This is a genomic window from Symbiobacterium sp. (assembly GCF_040797425.1).
In the GTDB taxonomy this organism is placed as follows: Bacteria; Bacillota; Sulfobacillia; order Symbiobacteriales; family Symbiobacteriaceae; genus Symbiobacterium.
Map to the genome: position 1 here is coordinate 34,216 of NZ_JBFNEH010000027.1, position 16,945 is coordinate 51,160.

Consider the following 16,945-nt stretch of genomic DNA (forward strand, 5'->3'; position numbering starts at 1 on the left):
CATGAGCCGTCCCCGCATCGCGCTGGAGGAGGTCTGGCTCACCTACCTCACCCCTCGGGGCGCCGTACCGGCGCTGGCCGGGGTGAACCTCGAAGTCTACCCGGGGGAGTTCGTCTCCATCGTCGGCCCCAGCGGTTCCGGCAAGTCGACGATTCTCTCGCTCATCGCCGGGATCCTTGCGCCCACCGCCGGCCGCGTGCTCCTGGACGGGGAACCTGTCACCGGTCCCTCCCAGCGGGTCGGCTATATGCTCCAGCGCGACTATCTCTTCGAATGGCGCACGGTCCAGGAGAACTGCCTCATCGGGCCCGAGGTGCAGGGGCAGGACCTGGGGCGGGCGCGGGAGCGGGTGACGCGACTCCTGGCGAAGACGGGGCTCTCAGCCTTCGCCGACGCCTACCCGGACCAACTCTCCGGCGGCATGCGCCAGCGGGCGGCCCTGGTGCGGACGCTCGCCATCGACCCCGACATCCTGCTCCTCGACGAGCCCTTCTCCGCACTTGACTTCCAGACGAAGCTGATGCTCGCCGACGAGATGTGGAGCCTCCTGAGGGCGGAGCGGAAGACCGCCCTTCTCGTCACCCACGACATCTCGGAGGCGATCTCCATGTCCGACCGGGTGATGGTGCTCTCCCAGCGGCCCGGGCGGGTGAAGTCGGTTCGCGAGATCACCTTCGCCGGCCCCGAGCGACCCCTGCCGTTCAAGGCGCGGAGCGCCCCCGAGTACAGCGGCTATTTCCAGCGCATCTGGGCCGAGCTGGACCAGCCGGGGAGGTGAGCAGTGGTGCACGTCCCTCAGGAGGCACTGGTCGCCGCCTACCGCCGGCAGCAGCGGCGCCGCCGCGCCACCGTCGCCGCCGCCCAGGTCGCCCTCCTCGCCGCCGTCCTGGTTCTCTGGGAGCTGGCGGCGGGCCGCCACTGGGTCAACCCCATGCGGACCAGCCGCCCCCCGGCGGTCGGGCAGACGCTGACCCAGATGATCGCCTCGGGCTCGCTCTGGCTGCACCTGGGCGTAACGCTGCGGGAGACGCTGGTCGGGTTTGCCGTTGGGATGGCGCTGGGGCTGGGCGTGGCCGTGGTCCTCTGGTGGTGGCCCGCCCTGGCCGAGGTGCTGGATCCTTACCTGGTGGTGCTCAACGCCCTGCCCAAGATCGCCCTGGGGCCGATCTTCTACATCTGGCTCGGTCACGAGCGCTCGGTCTACGGCATGGCCGTGGCGATCTCGGTGATCGTCACCGTCGTCATGCTCCACGCGGGCTTCGGTGAGGTGGAGGCGAATCAGATCCTCGTCATGCGCACCTTCGGCGCCACGAAGGGGCAGATCCTGCGGAAGGTGGTCATCCCCGCGTCCCTTCCCACCCTGATGGCGGCCCTGAAGGTCAACATCGGCCTCACGCTGGTGGGCGTGATCGTCGGCGAGTTCATCTCCGCCCGGGCGGGCCTGGGGTACCTGATCATCTACGGGGGCCAGGTGTTCCAGATGCAGCTGGTGATGACCTCCGTGGTCATCCTGGCCCTGATCTCGGCCCTGCTTTACCTCGCCGTGACGTGGGCGGAACGGGTGGTCTCCCGGCTGCTCCACCTGCCGCCGCGGCGGTGACGGCCCCGGCCAGGGCACTTTCGGAAGCGCCGCAGGCAGGAGAACCCATCCGCACCGTGGAATATAGCGGAATGTAGCAGGTTTGGAAATGCTGGGAGCCAGAGGGCGGAGCCGCATCGGCTCCGCCCTCTGATTGAGATAGGAGGGCCGGTGTTTGAGCCGCAGCAAGCGATCCCGTCAGGTCCGGCGCCGAGCCGTGTTGATCTGCTGCACAGGCCTCTGCGCCTGGCTCGCACTCTGGTGGACCGGCAAGGCAAGCCTCTGGCCCAACCTGGCCGTGGCCGGAGCGGTGGGCCTGCTCCTGCTGGTCAACGTCCTCTACCGGCCGTCCCGCCACCGCAGGGCAGTGGAGGCCGGCGCCGTCGCAGCGGATGAACCCCACGGCAGGGGGGCGGGGAACGCCGCAGAGCGCCCGTCCCGGCCCAACGCGGTGCGCCTCGACTACAACACGCTCCTGGACGAGGAACCGGCGCCGCCGGCGCTCCACGCAGTGCCTCGGGTGCAGGACGGGAGCGCAGAACACCGCGGGCCAGGTCACGAGTACGGGTCCGGGCGCCTGCCGCCTCCCGTGCCCCCGCCCCTGTTCGGCCGCCCCGGATCCCGTCCCATCGTGGCGGGGATGGAGCATACGGTGGGCCGTGCGCGGGCCGGCGGGGCAGTGGAAGACCCCGAGTCGCCCGGGGAGACGGGAGAGGCGCGGTCAGAGCACGAGGTCGCCGCTGCCGCGGCCCCGGAGCTCACCACGCCGGTTCAACATGTGCCGGAGCCCCAGCCGGTTCCGGCCGATTCCGGGGCCACGGCGTTCCCGTCCCCGACTCCTGAGCCCGCGCCTTCGCCGGCCCCGGCCTCTCCGGAGGCCGGGCGCTTCACCCCCGTGTCCGCGTTACCGGCCAGCCACGCTGCGGCCGAGGAGCCTTCGCCCACAGCCGGGCCGCAGGCGCCCCAAGGGCCCACGGCCGCTACCCTCCCCGCGCTCACGGAGGCGGAGCGGCGCTCCCTGGGGCTTGAGGATCCGCCAGCCCGGCAGGCCGGGGCGGCCGCCCCGGCCGAGCCGGCGGCCCCGGCGCAACCCACCGGTGCGGCGCCGTCCCGTGACTACGTCCTGCCCCCGATCGACCTCCTGCCCCTGCCCGCCAGTGAGCGGGGACTCTCGGAAGACGAGGTCCTGGAGCGCGCACTGCTGCTGGAGCGGACCCTCGCCAGCTTCGGCGTGGAGGCCAAGGTGGTGGACTTCTCCTTCGGCCCTGCGGTGACGCGCTATGAGCTGCAGCCCGCGCCGGGCGTGCGGGTGAACAAGTTCACCGCCCTGGCAGACGACATCGCTCTGGCGCTGGCGGCCGTCGACGTGCGGGTGGAGGCACCCATCCCCGGGAAGTCGGCGGTGGGCATCGAGGTGCCCAATAAGGAGCGGCTGGCCGTGCCGCTCAGGGAGGTGCTGGAGTCGCCCGAGTTCCGGCAGAGCCCGTCGAAGCTCACCGTCGCCTTCGGCAAGGACAACTCCGGCCACCCGGTGGTCGGCGACCTGGCCCGCATGCCCCACCTCCTGATCGCCGGCGCCACCGGGTCGGGCAAGTCGGTGTGCATGAACACCATCATCTGCTCGCTGCTCTTCAAGGCCCGGCCCGACGAGGTCAAGATGCTGATGATCGACCCGAAGATGGTGGAACTCTCGATCTACGACGGCATCCCGCACCTGATCGCACCGGTCGTCACCGACGTCCGCAAGGCGGCCGGGTACCTCAAGGGCGCCGTACACGAGATGGAGGCCCGCTACGAGCTTTTCGCCGCCGCGGGCGTGCGCAACATCGAGCAGTACAACCGGCAGGTGGCCGAACAGGCCGCGGCCGACCCCGCCCAGGCTCCGAAGCCCCTGCCCTACATCGTCATCTTCATCGACGAGCTGGCCGACCTGATGATGGCCGCCCCGGCGGACGTGGAAGACGCCATCTGCCGCCTGGCCCAGATGGCCCGCGCCTGCGGCATCCACCTGGTCATCGCCACCCAGTCGCCGCGGGTCGACGTGATCACCGGCCTGATCAAGGCGAACATCCCGTCCCGCATCGCCTTTGCGGTCTCGTCCCAGGTGGACTCCCGCGTGATCCTCGACGCCGCGGGCGCCGAGCGGCTGCTCGGGCGGGGGGACATGCTCTACCACCCGTCCGGCCTGTCCAAGCCCCTGCGGGCCCAGGGCGCGTACATCAGCGAGACGTCCGTGGAAGAGCTGGTCCGGTTCGTGAAGCAGCAGGGGCGCCCCGAGTACACGGCGGTGGAGGTGCCCGTCGAGAACGGGAACGGAAACCGGAAGGGCAACAAGAACGGCTCCGGTGACTCCCCGGCCCCCACCGCGGTGGACGAGGCCCTGCCGGAGGCGGCCCGCATCATCATCGAGCACGGACAGGCCTCCGTATCGCTGCTGCAGCGCCGCCTCCGGTGCAACTACACGAAGGCGGCCCGCATCATCGACGAGCTGGAGGCGATGGGGCTGGTGGGGCCCCACCAGGGCTCCAAGCCCCGGGAGGTGCTGGCCACCATGGAGACCTGGCAGCAGCTCTTCGGCTCCCGGTCGGGACAGGAAGCCGGCCGGTCTGAGCGGTGCGGGGAGACGAAGAACGAGTCGCCCGAGGTGGACGCCGAGTAGCGCCGGTCGCCCGGGCCCCGGCCCGGGCGGCCCGCTCAAGGACGAGTGGAGGGATCCGCGCATGGCCCATCGCACGATGCGAGTCACCACCCCCAAGCAGCTGGAGGCCGCCTTGGCCATCCGGCGCAAGGTCTTCATCGAGGAGCAGAAGGTCCCGCCCGAGGAGGAGATGGACGGCCTGGACGAGTCCGCCGCCCACGTGCTCGCCCTCGACCCCGACGGGCGTCCCGTGGCCACGGGCCGCCTCATCCCCTACGGCCACCGGACGGGCAAGCTGCAGCGCATCGCCGTGCTGGCAGAGGTCCGGGGCCAGGGCTACGGGCGGGCGGTGGTGGAGGCGCTGGAGGAGATCGGGCGGGCCATGGGGTTTACCCGCTTCGTCCTCGGCGCCCAGACCCACGCCGAGGCGTTCTACCGGAAGCTGGGGTACCGGACCACCTCCCCGGAGGTGTTCCTGGATGCCGGCATCCCGCACGTTCATATGGAAAAAGTGCTGGCAGAGTAGCAGAAGACCTGGCGATCCCCGTGGGGACGCCAGGTCTTGCCTGTGAACGGGGGGTTACTCCCCCATCAGCAGCTTCGCGTACGGCGAGTCGATGGGGATGACGATGGTCGGCTTGCCGTTCAGCGTCGTCTTGTACGACTCGAGGGTGCGGTAGAAGGCGTAGAACTCCGGGTCGGCGCCGTAGGCCTCGTTGTAGATGCGGGCGGCCTCCGCCTCGCCCTCCGCCTCGATTTCGGCGGCCCGGCGGCGGGCCTCGGAGATGATGAGGGTCGCCTCCTTATCCGTACGTGCCCGGATGTTGGCCGCCTGCTCGTCGCCCTGCGAGAGGTAGTCCTGGGCGATCTTCGACCGCTCCGACTTCATGCGGTTGAACACCGACTCCAGGTTCTGCTCCGGCAGGTCGGTGCGCTTCAGGCGCACGTCGTGCACCGTGATGCCGTAGTCGGCCACCAGGTCGTTGACCATTGCGGTGACCTGCGCGTTCAGGTCGCCCCGGGCGGACTCGCCCTCCGAGATGATCTCGCCGAACTTCAGCCGGCCGAGCACGCCGCGCACCGTGGAGTAGACGGCGGCGTCGATACGCTGTTCGGCCCGGCTCGTGGTCTGGGTGTTCTGGACAAACTTCAGCGGATCCGTGATCTGCCACACGGTGTAGTAGTCCACGATGATGGGTTTCTGATCGGCCGTCAGCACGTCGGCCGGGTTGCTGTCATAGATCATGCGCTGCTTGGGCAGCGTCTGCACCGACTGGAGCAGCGGGATCTTGAACGTGGGCCCCGCCTCGGTCTGGATGCGCTGCACCACGCCGGTCCAGGAGCGGACGACCAGGTACTCGTCCTCCCGCACGAAGATGATCTGGCTCAGCGCGCCGAAGACCAGGGCGATCGCCGCGATCCAGATCAGGAGTCGCTTCACGTCACCGGGCTGGACGTTCAGCCTCAGTTCGATGGGCTCGCGGTTGGGGTTCACTGGCCGTCACCTCCTCCCCGCACGATGGGCAGGTACTTGATCGTGCCCTCAGACGAGTCCACGATCACGATGTCGGCGCCGGGCAGGATGGCCTCCAGCGTCTCCAGCACCAGCCGCTGGCGGGTCACGGTCGGGTTCGCCTTGTACGCGTCGTAGATCGCCTTGTACTGGGCCACTTCGGCAAGCGCCTGGTTGATGCGGGCCTGCTTGTTGGCCTCGGCCTGCTCCAGCAGCTGCTGGGCCTCGGCGCGGGCCGCCGGGATGCGCTCCGCCTCGTACTTGCCCGCCTCGTTGATCTTGGTCTGCTGGGCCTCCCGGGCGTCGGTCACCGCCTTGAACTCGGCCGCCACCTGCTCCGGCGGCTCCACGTCCTGCAGCTTCACGTCGATGATCTGGATGCCGGTGCCGTACGTCTCCATCAGGTCGACCAGCTGCCGCTCGACCTCTTCCTGAATTTCAAACTTTCCGGTGGTGATGGCCACGTCCAGGCCGGTGGTGCCCATCACGGAGCGGAGCGAGGCCGCCGTCGCGTTCCGGAGCAGGCGCTCGGGGTCATCCGTCGCAAACAGGTACTTCTCGATGTCCCGCACGCGCCACTCCACCAGCAGGTCCGCCCAGATCAGGTTCTCGTCGCCGGTGATCATCAGCGCCTCGTCCTCTATCAGCTGGACCCTTCCGTTCTCCTCGCGGAAGCCGAACTGCAGTTCCTGCGTCTGCTTCGTCGGCACCACGATGGCCTTCTCCAGCGGCCAGGGGAGCTTGGTGTGGACGCCCTTCTCCACCTGCCGGGTGGCCCGTCCCATCGTGAGCACGAGGGCAGACTCGTGCTCCCCGACGCGGAACCAGGTCGTCAGGGCCAGGTCGGCCACCAGGGCCACGAGGAGCACCCCGAGCAGCGTCCGCCGTATCACTCGCACACGTTCAACCTCCCTTGTTCACACCTTGACTGTTGCCAAGTGCAGCGTCCGTGTAGAAGACGCGCCCATCCTATGAGAAGTTCGGTGGGGCCGACACTTCTTTGGTCCAGCTCCGCGGTCGGACCCTTCTGTGCACCGAACCGCGGGCGGCGGTGCGGCGGGCATACTAGCGTGCGGGGGTGAGCTGATGCTGCGCGGCGACGTGGACCGATTCTACCGGGCCCTGCGCCGGGAGTATCCCGACCCGCCGCCCGGGCCCGTCAAGCGGCTCGACCACGTGCGCGAGATCGCATCGTACTACGCCGGGCTGACCCAGGAGGAGCGCTACCTCATGCTCGCCTGGGCAAGAAAAGAGGAGAACGGCATCGGGATGATTCCCCTCGCGCTCTCCGCCATCCCCTTTTTCGGCCTCATCGTGAGCTCCCGGCTGCAGGAACTGCTCAGCCAGGTCCCCATCTGGCAGATCTTCCTCTTCTGGCTGCTCTTCGCCTCGCTGGTTCTGCTCAGCTTCTACGTCCACCAGAGCCAGAAGGCCTACACGGCGTTGCACATTACCCTGCTGGAACAGCTCATCGAGCAGGAGAACAACCGCCGGCGCCTGGCGGCCGCCCAGCCTCAGCTGGCGATGCAGGCCACGCCGCCTGCCGAAGAGCCCCGCCTCATGCTGCCGCCGGAGCCGGGCATCACGTCGGAGCACCACTAGAAGGCCGGCAACTCCTCGCCGGACAGCACGCGCCGCTGCACCTCCACCACGGCCTCGGGCCGGATGCGGGCCCGCAGCAGCGCGGCCAGGGCCTGGTCGCTGCCCCGGGTGAGCAGAACCGCCTCCGTGTCACCTCCCGTGGGCCCGCTGCGGCGCCTGAGCGGCAGGATCTTCAGGCCGGGCGGGACCAGCGGCGCCCCGCCGTCCCACACCGTGGCGTCGATCGCACCCCGCAGGAGCAGCGACAGCGACTGGGCGTAGGAGATCTCCACCATCTCCACGGCTCTGCCCTGGCACTCCTCCAGGGTCAGCCGCATGTGGTCGTGGGAGGTGGGGTCGACGCCGACGCGCATGCCGTCGGCGATGCCGTCGAACCCTTCCCGCACCAGCAACACGTGCTCGCCCACGCTGCTGCCCGGGCCGAAGGAGAAGACCAGCTGCAGGTCGCCCGCCCCGGACTCCGCCTCCCAGGCCATGCGGGAGGCCACGGCGAAGTCGCACCGGCCCGTGCGCAGAAGCTGGATGCGGCTCCGCCCTCCCCGCACCTGCGCCAGCACCAGGGGGATCTCCGCCTGGGCGAAAGCGCGGGTGAGGCCCGTGGCGAGGCCGATGAAATGGAGGGAGTAGGCCACCGGCATCACACCGATGACGGTGGCCAGGCCGGCGCGCGCCATCAGCCGGGCATAGTCGAGCTTCGTGATGAACGACCCCAGGCTGCCCCGGCGCTCCAGCTCCACAGCCCCCTCGTCGGTGAGGAGCTTCAGGGCCGCCTGCACGGTGCCGCGGCCCGTGCCGAACTCGGCGGCCAGCTCCCCGACCGACGCAAGGCGGTCGCCCACCCGGTGGGCCGCCAGTCGCCGGGCCAGCTCTTCCGCCACCGAACCGTACCGGTGAAGCACCGGCTCACCTCCTCCTCCACGGAGCGCCCCCTGTCTGCCGGGGAACCCTGGTCTATCGAGGCACCGCGCCCGAGTCAACGCCCTTATTGTAACAGACCGCGACCGGACACGGTTCGCGCTGAATCCAGTCATACACGGTTGCATACCAAAGGAGGAACTCCTCCGCCAGGGGGCGAAACCTGCCAGCGAAATTGGGATCATGCGCCGGGACGCGCTCGTACCGTAGAGGTGGACTTGTGCCCAATCGTACAGCTTCCTGTACGCTTTCTCCCCCACCCTTCGCAACCGTCCGTGTCGCCCACACCGGCCACCGGGACCTGTCGTTGCAGAACGAAGAGAGGAAGTGGCGTGACGATGGCTGATCCGCAGATCCTCGCCCGTGAACTCACCCACCTGCTGGGTGAAGGGCGCGTCTTCACGGACCCGGACGAGCTCGTCAAACGCACCGTCGACACCTGGCCGCTGCGCCTGGTCCAGCGGGTGGTGGGTGCCGCGCCCGTCCTGCCGCGCCTGGTGCTCCGCCCCCGGTCCACGGCGGAGGTGTCGCGGGCCCTGGCGTACCTGAGCGAGCGGCGCATCCCGGTTGTTCCCTTCGGCGGCGGCTCCGGGGTGACCGGCGGGGCAATCCCCCCGGCCGACGCGGTCGTGCTCGACGTCGGCGCGATGAACCAGATCCTCGCGCTGGATGCCGAGAACATGACCGTCACGGTTCAGCCCGGGGTCCTGCTGGGCGACCTCGAGGCCTGGGTGAACGAGCGGGGCTTCATCACCGGCCACTACCCCCAGTCGATCGACGTGGCCCAGGTGGGCGGGCTGGTCGCCACCTTCAGCGCCGGGCAGTTCTCCACCAAGTACGGCAACATCGAGGACATGGTGGCGGGGCTCGAGGCCGTGCTGCCCTCCGGCGAGGTGGTGCGCATCCAGTACGTGCCCCGCCGGGCCGTCGGCCCCGACCTCAGGCAGCTCTGGATCGGCTCCGAGGGCGCCTTCGGCGTGATCACCGAGGTCACGCTGAAGCTCTTCCCGAAGCCGGCGGAGCGCTGGATGCAGGCGTATGCCGTCCCCTCGATGCGGGCCGGCCTGGCGATCATCCAGCGGTTCATGCAGGCCGGCTGGAAGCCCGCCGTAGTCCGCCTCATCGACTTCATCGAGGCCGCCCGGCTGCTGCAGGACACGATGCCGGGCGAGGAAGCCCTGCTGATCCTGCTTTCCGAGGGCCCTGCCGGCTACCCCGCCGTGGAGGGTACCGCCATCGACGCGATCGTGCGCGCCGGCGGCGGCCGCCCCATGGGGGAGCGGCCGGTGGAGCTCTGGCTGGAGCGGCGCAACGACGTGCACGAGTTCGATCAGTACATCAACATGGGCGTCATCGTCGACACCATCGAGGTGGCCGCCCCCTGGACCCGCATCGCCGACATCTACGAAAAGGTAACCACCCGGCTGAAGGCAGAGGTCCCCGAACTGATCATCATCATGGGCCACTCCTCCCACAGCTACATCCAGGGCACCAACCTCTACTTCATCTTCGGCGCCCAGCCGCCGCGGGACCCCGCCGAGGTGGAGCGGGTGTACTGGTCGGTCTGGGAGCGGGTGATGGCCATCACCCGGGAATGCGGCGGAACGATCTGCCACCACCACGGCATCGGCAAGCTGCGGGCCCGCTGGGTGCCGGAGGAGCTGGGCAGCGCGTACCCGCTGCTCCAGCGGCTGAAGCGGGCGCTGGACCCCGAGGGCGTGATGAACCCCGGGACGCTGCTGCCGCTCGAATAGACGCGACGCGCACTTCCATCACTCCTGTTTCCTGACGGCTTCCTGCGCCCCCGAGGAGGGATGTGGCATGACCGTGTATCCCTTCAGCGCCGCGGGCCGCACGGTGGCCCTGCAGCGCCTGGCCGAGGAGACGTTCGACCTGCTGGTCATCGGCGGCGGCATCACCGGTGCGGGAATCGCCCGCGACGCCGCCCTGCGCGGCCTCCGCGTGGCCCTGGTGGAGAAGGACGACTTCGGCCACGGCACCTCCAGCCGCTCCTCCAAACTCGTGCACGGCGGACTGCGCTACCTCCAGTACGGCGAGGTCAGGCTGGTGCGGGAATCGGCCCGTGAGCGGGCCGTGCTCCGGCGCATCGCCCCCCACTTGGTGCACCCGCTGCCCTTCATCTTCCCCCTGTTCCGGGGCGACAGCACGGCGTTCTACCGGGCCGGCCTCATCCTGTACGATCGCCTGGCCGGGGTGACGCCCGCGGAACAGCACCGCATGCTCGATGCGGCCGCGGTCCGGGAGTGGGCGCCCGGGCTGCGGGACCCCCTCACGGGGGGCATCATCTACGGCGAGTACATCACCGACGACGCCCGCCTGACGATGGAGAACGCCCGCTCGGCCGCCGAGTTCGGCGCGGCCGTGGCGAACCATGTGCGCGTCACCGGCTTCCGGTTCGACCGCGAACGGGTGACGGGCGTCACGCTCACAGACGCCCTCTCGGGCGAGACCCTCGCCGCCTCGGCCCGGGTGGTGGTAAACGCCACTGGCCCGTGGGCCGAGCAGACGCTCTCCGCCGGCTCCCTGCAGGCGCCCAAGCACCTGCTGCTCAGCAAGGGCATCCACCTCCTCTTCCCCGCCCGGCGCCTCCCGCTGGCAGGGGCCGTCACCCTGCGGCTGCCTGACGGCACGATGGGCTTTGCCATCCCCCGCTGGGACTACGTCTACGTGGGCACCACGGACGTGCAGTACGCGGGCAGCCTCGACGCGCCGGACTCGGACCCGGCCGCCGTCCAGCACCTGCTGCACCTCGTCCAGGAGTGCTTCCCCGAGGCGGGTCTCACGGCCGGCGACGTGATCTCCACCTGGGCCGGCGTGCGCCCGCTCATCGCCCAGGAGGGGAAGGCGCCCCGCGACACCTCCCGCCACGACGAGGTCTGGCGCATCCGGCCGGGGCTCATCACCATCGCCGGAGGCAAGCTGACGACCTACCGACAGATGGCCAACCGTGTGATGGCGCACGTGGCCCGCGAGCTCGGCCGGAGCCTTGCCGACAGCCGGCAGACCGCCTCGGTGCCGCTGCCCGGGGCTGACCTCAACGGCGTCCGGTTCTCCGACTTCCGCGATCAGATGTTTGCGCGCTACGATGCGGCCGGGGTCCCGGCGCGGGCCACCGACCGGATCGCCTGGCTCTACGGCAAGGGCATGGCGACCCTGCTGCAGTACGGCGCGGAGGACCCCGCCTGGCTCGAACCCCTGTCCCCGGAAACGCCGGCCCTGCGGGGCGAGGTGCGCCTCGCGGTGGAGCAGGAGATGGCGCTGACGCTGTCCGACTTCATGGACCGCCGGTCGGCCCTGCTCCTGTTCAGCGACGACCAGGGAGAGGCCGCCGCCGTCGAGGCTGCCCGGGTGATGGGCGACCTGCTGGGCTGGAGCGAGGAGCGGCGTGCGGCGGAGCTGGCCGCCTATCGGAAGGTCGTCCGGCGCCACCGGCTCAGCCGGGAACCGGCGGGTGTACACACGGCGTAGCGGCAACGCCGGGGGCCCGCCGGCACAGCCGCGTGCAGGGAGTTGCCCGCTCTGCGCCGAACCCCCCTGACATGAAGCCACTCGAGCAACTGGCCAACGAGATCATCACATGCGAACGGTGCCCCCGCCTCCGCGCCTACTGCGCCGAGGTGGGGTGCACGCGCGTCCGCCGCTATCGCGACCAGGCGTACTGGGCCCGCCCCGTCCCCGGCTTCGGCGACCCCGACGCCCGCCTCTTCATCCTGGGGCTCGCGCCCGGGGCCCACGGCGCCAACCGCACGGGGCGCATGTTCACGGGCGACGACTCCGGCCGCTGGCTGTACGGCGCCCTCTTCGAGTCCGGGTTCGCCAATCAGCCCCATTCAGTGAGCCGCGACGACGGCTTGCAGCTGACGGGCGCCTACATCGCCAACGTCGTCCGCTGTGCCCCGCCCGAGAACAGGCCCACCGCCGCCGAGGTGGCCGCCTGCCTGCCGTACCTGGAGGCGGAACTGAGGCTGCTTCCCCAGGTGCAGGTGGTGCTGGTGCTGGGCCGGATCGCCTTCGACGCCTACGTACGCCTCCGGCGCGCCCAGGGATACGACCTGGGGCGGCCCACCTTCGCCCACGGCGCCGAGTACCACACGCCGGGCCTGCCCGTGCTGCTGTGCAGCTACCATCCGAGCCGGCAAAACACAAACACCGGGGTGTTGACCCCGGCGATGTGGAGCGCCATCTTTGAGCGGGCGCGGGCGCTGGTGGAGGATCCGACTGCGACTGGGCGCTAACCGAGGGTAGTGTCCAGCAGCATCATGATCACGAAGCCCAGCAGGATCATGTACGTGGCCGTACGCTCGTTGCCCCGCTCGTGCGTCTCGGGAATGATCTCGTCGCTGATCACGAAGAGCATCGCACCCGCGGCGAAGGCCAGGGCCCACGGCAGGACCGGGTTGGCCAGCGTGACCGCGGCCACGCCCAGCAGCCCGCCCACGGGCTCCACCAGGCCGGTGAGGAGCGTGATCAGGAAGATCTGGCCCGACTTGTAGCGCTCGGCCAGGAGGGCCAGCGCCACGGCCATGCCCTCGGGGATGTTCTGCAGGCCGATACCGGTGGCCAGGCTCAGGCCGCTGCCCAGGTCGCCGCTGCCCACGCCGACGCCCACGGCCAGGCCCTCGGGGAAGTTGTGGATGGTGATGGCGATGATAAAGAGCCAGATGCGCTGCAGCGACGAGGTAGCCGCGCCGCCTTCAGGACCCTTGATGAAGTGCTGGTGGGGCGAGTAGCGGTCCACCAGGTCGAGGAACAGCCCGCCGAGGAAGAGTCCGGCGCCGGCCACCAGCGCGCCGCGCAGGCCGCCGCCGGCCTTGTCGACGGCCGGGATGATCAGACTGAACACAGTGGCGGCCAGCATGACGCCGGCGGCCATGCCCAGCAAACCGTCGTAGACACGGGACGATACCTTGCGGGCCACAAGGGCCGGAATCGCCCCGAGGACCGTCGCCACACCCGCAACCAGACTGGCCAGAAAACCGAGCAGAATTGGATTCACGTTCAGTAATGCGTTCATAGGTGTACGAACCTCCCGCGTGCATTTTATCATGGGACACACACTGGAGGAACCTCCCCGCCAGACATCCGGCAACATCCATCAGGGCCTCCGGGTGCTCGGTTTCATCGTCCAAACCGCGCCCATCTCCTATGTGCGCCGCCTACTTCCTGCCGGAGCCGTCCTGGTGGCCCTGCGGCACCCCCTCCTTCCCCCGGGGCATAGGATGGACCCGAGGGAGTGAGGCACATGGAAATCGCCGTCGTAAGACCCGGTGAGACGCTCTGGCAGATCGCTCGCCGGTACGGCGTCACCGTTGAGCAAATCGCCACCCTGAACGGGCTGCGTGACCCCAACCGGCTGGTCCCCGGTCTGGCCCTGTTCATCCCGGTGGAGCGCCGGCACGTGGTGCGGCCGGGGGAGACCTTGTGGCGAATCGCACAGCAGTACGGAACGACTGTCGAGGCCATCGCCCGCGAGAACCTGATCACCAACGTGAACCTGATCTACCCCGGCCAGACCCTGGTCATCCCGAGGGGAGATCGGCCGGTGATTGAGGCGAACGCTTACCAGGCCAACCTGGCCACCGGCAACGTGTCGTACACCGCCGAGGCGGCGCCTTACGTAACGTACATCAGCATGTTCAGCGCGGCCGTCACGGAGGACGGCGACGTGGTACCCCCGAACGCGCAGAGGTTCATCGACACGGCTCACCAGGGCGGAGCCGCCACGCTGCTCACCCTCACCAACTTTCGGGGATCGACCTTCAGTTCGGACCTTGCGTCGGCGTTTCTCAACAACCCTGCGGCCGTGCAGCGCGCCATCGACGAGCTGGTGATCATCCTCCGGGTGCAGGGCTACGCCGGCCTCAACGTCGACTTCGAGTACGTCTACCCCAGCGACCGGGAGGCGTACAACAACTTCCTGCGCCGGCTGCAGCCGCGGCTGCACGCGGAGGGCTTCAGCCTCTCCACCGCGATCGCCCCCAAGATCTCGGCCAACCAGGCGGGGCTGCTCTACGAGGCCCACGACTACCCGGTGCACGGCGAGGTCTGCGACTTCGTCGTGATCATGACCTACGAGTGGGGGTACGTCACCGGTCCGCCCATGGCCATCGCGCCGCTGCGACAGGTGCGCCAGGTACTGGACTACGCCGTGAGCGCCATCCCCCGCAACAAGATCCTGATGGGCATTCCCACCTACGGCCGGGACTGGCGTCTCCCCTACCAGCGGGGCGTCACGCGGGCCGAAACCTTCTCCCCGGTCGCCGCCACCAACCGGGCGATCGACATGGGCGTGGCGATCCAGTTCGACCAGGACGCCCAGTCGCCGTTTTATCGATACTGGGATGCCCAAGGCCGCGAGCACATCGTCTGGTTCGAAGACCCACGGAGCCTGCAGGCCAAGTTCGACACCGTGAAGGAGTACGGCCTGCGCGGCGTCTCCTACTGGGTGCTCGGGAACCCGTTCCCACAGAACTTCCCGCTGCTTCGGGATAACTTCCGGGTCCGCCGTCTCCGCTGAACGTGCCCCACCCCCCGGCGCCCCCCAGCACGGGCCGCCCGTCCGACGCTGAACCTTCTCCCGCAGGGCCCCACCCCCACCACGCGTGCCTCTCGCACGGACCATCCCTCTCACGCCCCTCTTCCCCTCACCGGCAGCCCATCCCATCAACGGGCAGGACTGGTGGGGAGATGGATCGTAAAATAGGGGTAGTCCATGCGGAAGGGATGAGCTGTCGTTGCTATACCCACTGCGATTCTCCCCTGTGTTCAAGGAGCGGGTCTGGGGCGGACGCCGCCTGACCCGGTGGTTTCCGGACCTGCCTCCGGGCCCCGTGGGCGAAGCCTGGGTATTGAGCGATCACCCGCAGGGCCGCACACCCATCGCCAACGGTCCTCTGCGCGGCGAGACCATCCACAGCCTCCGCAGGCGCTTCGCCGAAGGAGGGCTCGGCTCGGGCGGAACGGGAGCGAAGTGGTCCGACGAGGCGCTGCTGGGAACCCGTGGCGTGAATCCCCGGACGGGCGAGTTTCCACTGCTGTTCAAGCTGCTGGACGCGCAGGACGACCTGTCGATCCAGGTACATCCGAACGACGACTTCCCCGGGCTGCCCCCCGGTGAACTGGGCAAGAGCGAGATGTGGGTGGTGCTGGACGCCGAACCCGGTGCGCGCATCGTCCACGGCCTGGCCGAGGGAGTCGGGCGCGGGGAACTCGCCGCGGCCATCCGGGAAGGCCGCACGATGGAGGCGATGCGCTCGGTCACCGTACATCCGGGCGACGTGTACTACGTGCCCGCAGGCACCGTCCACGCCCTGGGTGCGGGGCTGCTTGTGGCCGAAATCCAGCAGTCCTCGGACACCACCTACCGGCTGTACGACTATGACCGCCTGGGCCTCGACGGTCGGCCCAGGGAACTGCACGTGGACCAGGCCCTCGCCTGCGCCAGCTACAACCCGCCACCCGCGCCGTCCCGCCTCGGGTCGGACGCACAAACCCGGTGGGAGACCCTCGTCTCTTCACCGTACTTCATCACCGCCCACGGGCGGTGCAGCGGCGAGTGGATCCAGGAGACCGACCCCGGCACGTTCGAGGTGCTGATGATCCTGGAAGGCACTGGTACCATCACCTGGTCGGCGGGGGCAAGCGAGCGGCTCGCCGCGGGGCAGACGTGGCTCGTCCCCGCGGCGCTGGGACGCTATCAGCTCGCGGGAGAGTTCAGCGCCCTCCGGATCCGGGTGCCGTAAGGCTCAAGACTGGCCAACAGACCACGACATACGGGCCCCTAGCCCAATCAGACTGGGTCTATGCGTACGCCCCTGCGCCCTTCCCCGGCGCAGGGGCGTGATGTTTCGCCGGCAACCCCGCCCGTCCGACCGCAAGACCTGGTCTGCCGGCGCCCAGTGCGAACGCAAGCGGCCACCCGACCACCCCACACACAGTGCCCGTTGCCACTGAGGCTGTACGTAGGGACCGGTGGGACCCTCTCCCGTGCAAGGAACACCCGTTGGCGATGGGATATCGCGCACGCCGGCCGTAGTTCCTCCTCCCCGCACCAAGGGCCTGTTCGCTTTCGCTGGTGGCCTCGGTCGTGGCTGGGGAACGGATGGTGAGGGCCTCCGCGTGCATGGCTTTCCCGCCCCATCTCGTCGTTTGTTCGCCCAGGCTGGCGTTCGCTTCCCGGTGCGCAGTGGGTCCTGCCACCGTCAGACCTGCTTCCCAGTCCCGCATTCCTGTTCTCCCTGGCCGGCGCTCCGGGCGGCTCGGCGACCGTTGCAGCCGTGCGCGAAGCACTTGCCTCCCAGTCCCTCAATCGTGTTCGCCCTGGATGGTGCTCCGGAGGGCACGACGACCACCCCAGCCGGGAGTAAGCACCTGCCTCGCAATCCCTCATTCCTGTTCGCCCTGGCTGGCGCCCGGGGGGTTCCGGTCACTAGCAGCGTGCACGAAGCACCTGCCTGCCAGTCCCTCACTCCTGTTCGCCCTGGTTGGCGCCCGGGGGGCCCGGCCACTGGCAGCCGTGCAAGAAGCACCTGCCTGCCAGTCCCTCACTCCTGTTCGCCCTGGCTGGCACCCGGGGGGCCCGGCCGCTGGCAGCCGTGCAAGAAGCACCTGCTTCCAAGTCCGTCACTCCTGTTCGCCCTGGCTGGCACCCGGGGGGCCCGGCCGCTGGCAGCCGTGC

The 16,945-nt window shown here is 69.5% G+C and carries 14 protein-coding genes; 10 read left to right on the plus strand and 4 right to left on the minus strand.

Annotated elements, in window-relative coordinates; translation table 11 throughout:
* The first annotated feature begins 1 nt into the window (after position 1).
* The 4 genes from AB2385_RS09995 (at position 2) to AB2385_RS10010 (ending at position 4,743) form a co-directional block, all read left to right on the plus strand.
* The gene (locus AB2385_RS09995) at positions 2 to 778 is read left to right on the plus strand and encodes an ABC transporter ATP-binding protein (RefSeq protein WP_367654833.1); all 777 of its coding nucleotides are present in this window, start codon (positions 2 to 4) and stop codon (positions 776 to 778) included.
* Positions 779 to 784: 6 nt separating this feature from the next.
* Entirely contained in the window at positions 785 to 1,600 is an 816-nt protein-coding gene (locus AB2385_RS10000) for an ABC transporter permease (protein WP_367654834.1), read from the plus strand.
* Between the two features lie 154 nt (positions 1,601 to 1,754).
* Positions 1,755 to 4,238: a DNA translocase FtsK gene (locus AB2385_RS10005; protein WP_367654835.1), complete on the plus strand. Its 2,484-nt coding sequence runs from the start codon at positions 1,755 to 1,757 to the stop codon at positions 4,236 to 4,238.
* Between the two features lie 61 nt (positions 4,239 to 4,299).
* On the plus strand, positions 4,300 to 4,743 hold the full coding sequence (locus AB2385_RS10010) for a GNAT family N-acetyltransferase (protein ID WP_367654836.1): 444 nt from the start codon (positions 4,300 to 4,302) through the stop codon (positions 4,741 to 4,743).
* A 54-nt stretch (positions 4,744 to 4,797) separates the two neighbouring features.
* On the opposite strand, the gene hflC is transcribed toward AB2385_RS10010, so the two are convergent.
* A complete protein-coding gene (gene hflC, locus AB2385_RS10015) occupies positions 4,798 to 5,712 on the minus strand; it encodes a protease modulator HflC (protein WP_367654837.1) in 915 nt (304 codons plus the stop codon).
* Positions 5,709 to 6,629, minus strand: a complete 921-nt coding sequence (gene hflK, locus AB2385_RS10020; RefSeq protein ID WP_367654838.1) for an FtsH protease activity modulator HflK — start codon at positions 6,627 to 6,629, stop codon at positions 5,709 to 5,711. The genes hflC and hflK overlap by 4 nt, the downstream gene beginning before the upstream one ends.
* Positions 6,630 to 6,816: 187 nt before the next feature.
* On the opposite strand from hflK, the gene AB2385_RS10025 reads away from it, so the two are divergent.
* Positions 6,817 to 7,332 (plus strand): hypothetical protein, encoded by a 516-nt coding sequence (locus AB2385_RS10025; protein WP_367654839.1) that lies wholly within the window; start codon positions 6,817 to 6,819, stop codon positions 7,330 to 7,332.
* Here the strand turns inward: AB2385_RS10025 and yhfZ are convergent.
* Positions 7,329 to 8,231 carry a GntR family transcriptional regulator YhfZ gene (yhfZ, locus tag AB2385_RS10030; RefSeq protein ID WP_367654840.1) on the minus strand — a complete coding sequence of 301 codons (903 nt, stop codon included), beginning with the start codon at positions 8,229 to 8,231 and terminating at the stop codon, positions 7,329 to 7,331. The genes AB2385_RS10025 and yhfZ overlap by 4 nt on opposite strands.
* 354 nt (positions 8,232 to 8,585) lie before the next feature.
* Between yhfZ and AB2385_RS10035 the strand changes: the two genes are divergently transcribed.
* The 3 genes from AB2385_RS10035 (at position 8,586) to AB2385_RS10045 (ending at position 12,503) form a co-directional block, all read left to right on the plus strand.
* The gene (locus AB2385_RS10035; RefSeq protein ID WP_367654841.1) at positions 8,586 to 10,001 is read left to right on the plus strand and encodes an FAD-binding oxidoreductase; all 1,416 of its coding nucleotides are present in this window, start codon (positions 8,586 to 8,588) and stop codon (positions 9,999 to 10,001) included.
* A 67-nt stretch (positions 10,002 to 10,068) separates the two neighbouring features.
* Positions 10,069 to 11,736 (plus strand): glycerol-3-phosphate dehydrogenase/oxidase, encoded by a 1,668-nt coding sequence (locus tag AB2385_RS10040; protein ID WP_367654842.1) that lies wholly within the window; start codon positions 10,069 to 10,071, stop codon positions 11,734 to 11,736.
* Between the two features lie 71 nt (positions 11,737 to 11,807).
* Positions 11,808 to 12,503 (plus strand): uracil-DNA glycosylase, encoded by a 696-nt coding sequence (locus AB2385_RS10045; RefSeq protein WP_367654843.1) that lies wholly within the window; start codon positions 11,808 to 11,810, stop codon positions 12,501 to 12,503.
* Here the strand turns inward: AB2385_RS10045 and AB2385_RS10050 are convergent.
* The gene (locus AB2385_RS10050; protein ID WP_367654844.1) at positions 12,500 to 13,282 is read right to left on the minus strand and encodes a ZIP family metal transporter; all 783 of its coding nucleotides are present in this window, start codon (positions 13,280 to 13,282) and stop codon (positions 12,500 to 12,502) included. The genes AB2385_RS10045 and AB2385_RS10050 overlap by 4 nt on opposite strands.
* Before the next feature lie 228 nt (positions 13,283 to 13,510).
* Between AB2385_RS10050 and AB2385_RS10055 the strand changes: the two genes are divergently transcribed.
* Positions 13,511 to 14,785 (plus strand): LysM peptidoglycan-binding domain-containing protein, encoded by a 1,275-nt coding sequence (locus tag AB2385_RS10055; RefSeq protein ID WP_367654845.1) that lies wholly within the window; start codon positions 13,511 to 13,513, stop codon positions 14,783 to 14,785.
* Positions 14,786 to 15,002: 217 nt separating this feature from the next.
* On the plus strand, positions 15,003 to 16,010 hold the full coding sequence (locus AB2385_RS10060; RefSeq protein ID WP_367654846.1) for a type I phosphomannose isomerase catalytic subunit: 1,008 nt from the start codon (positions 15,003 to 15,005) through the stop codon (positions 16,008 to 16,010).
* Positions 16,011 to 16,945 lie beyond the last annotated feature (935 nt).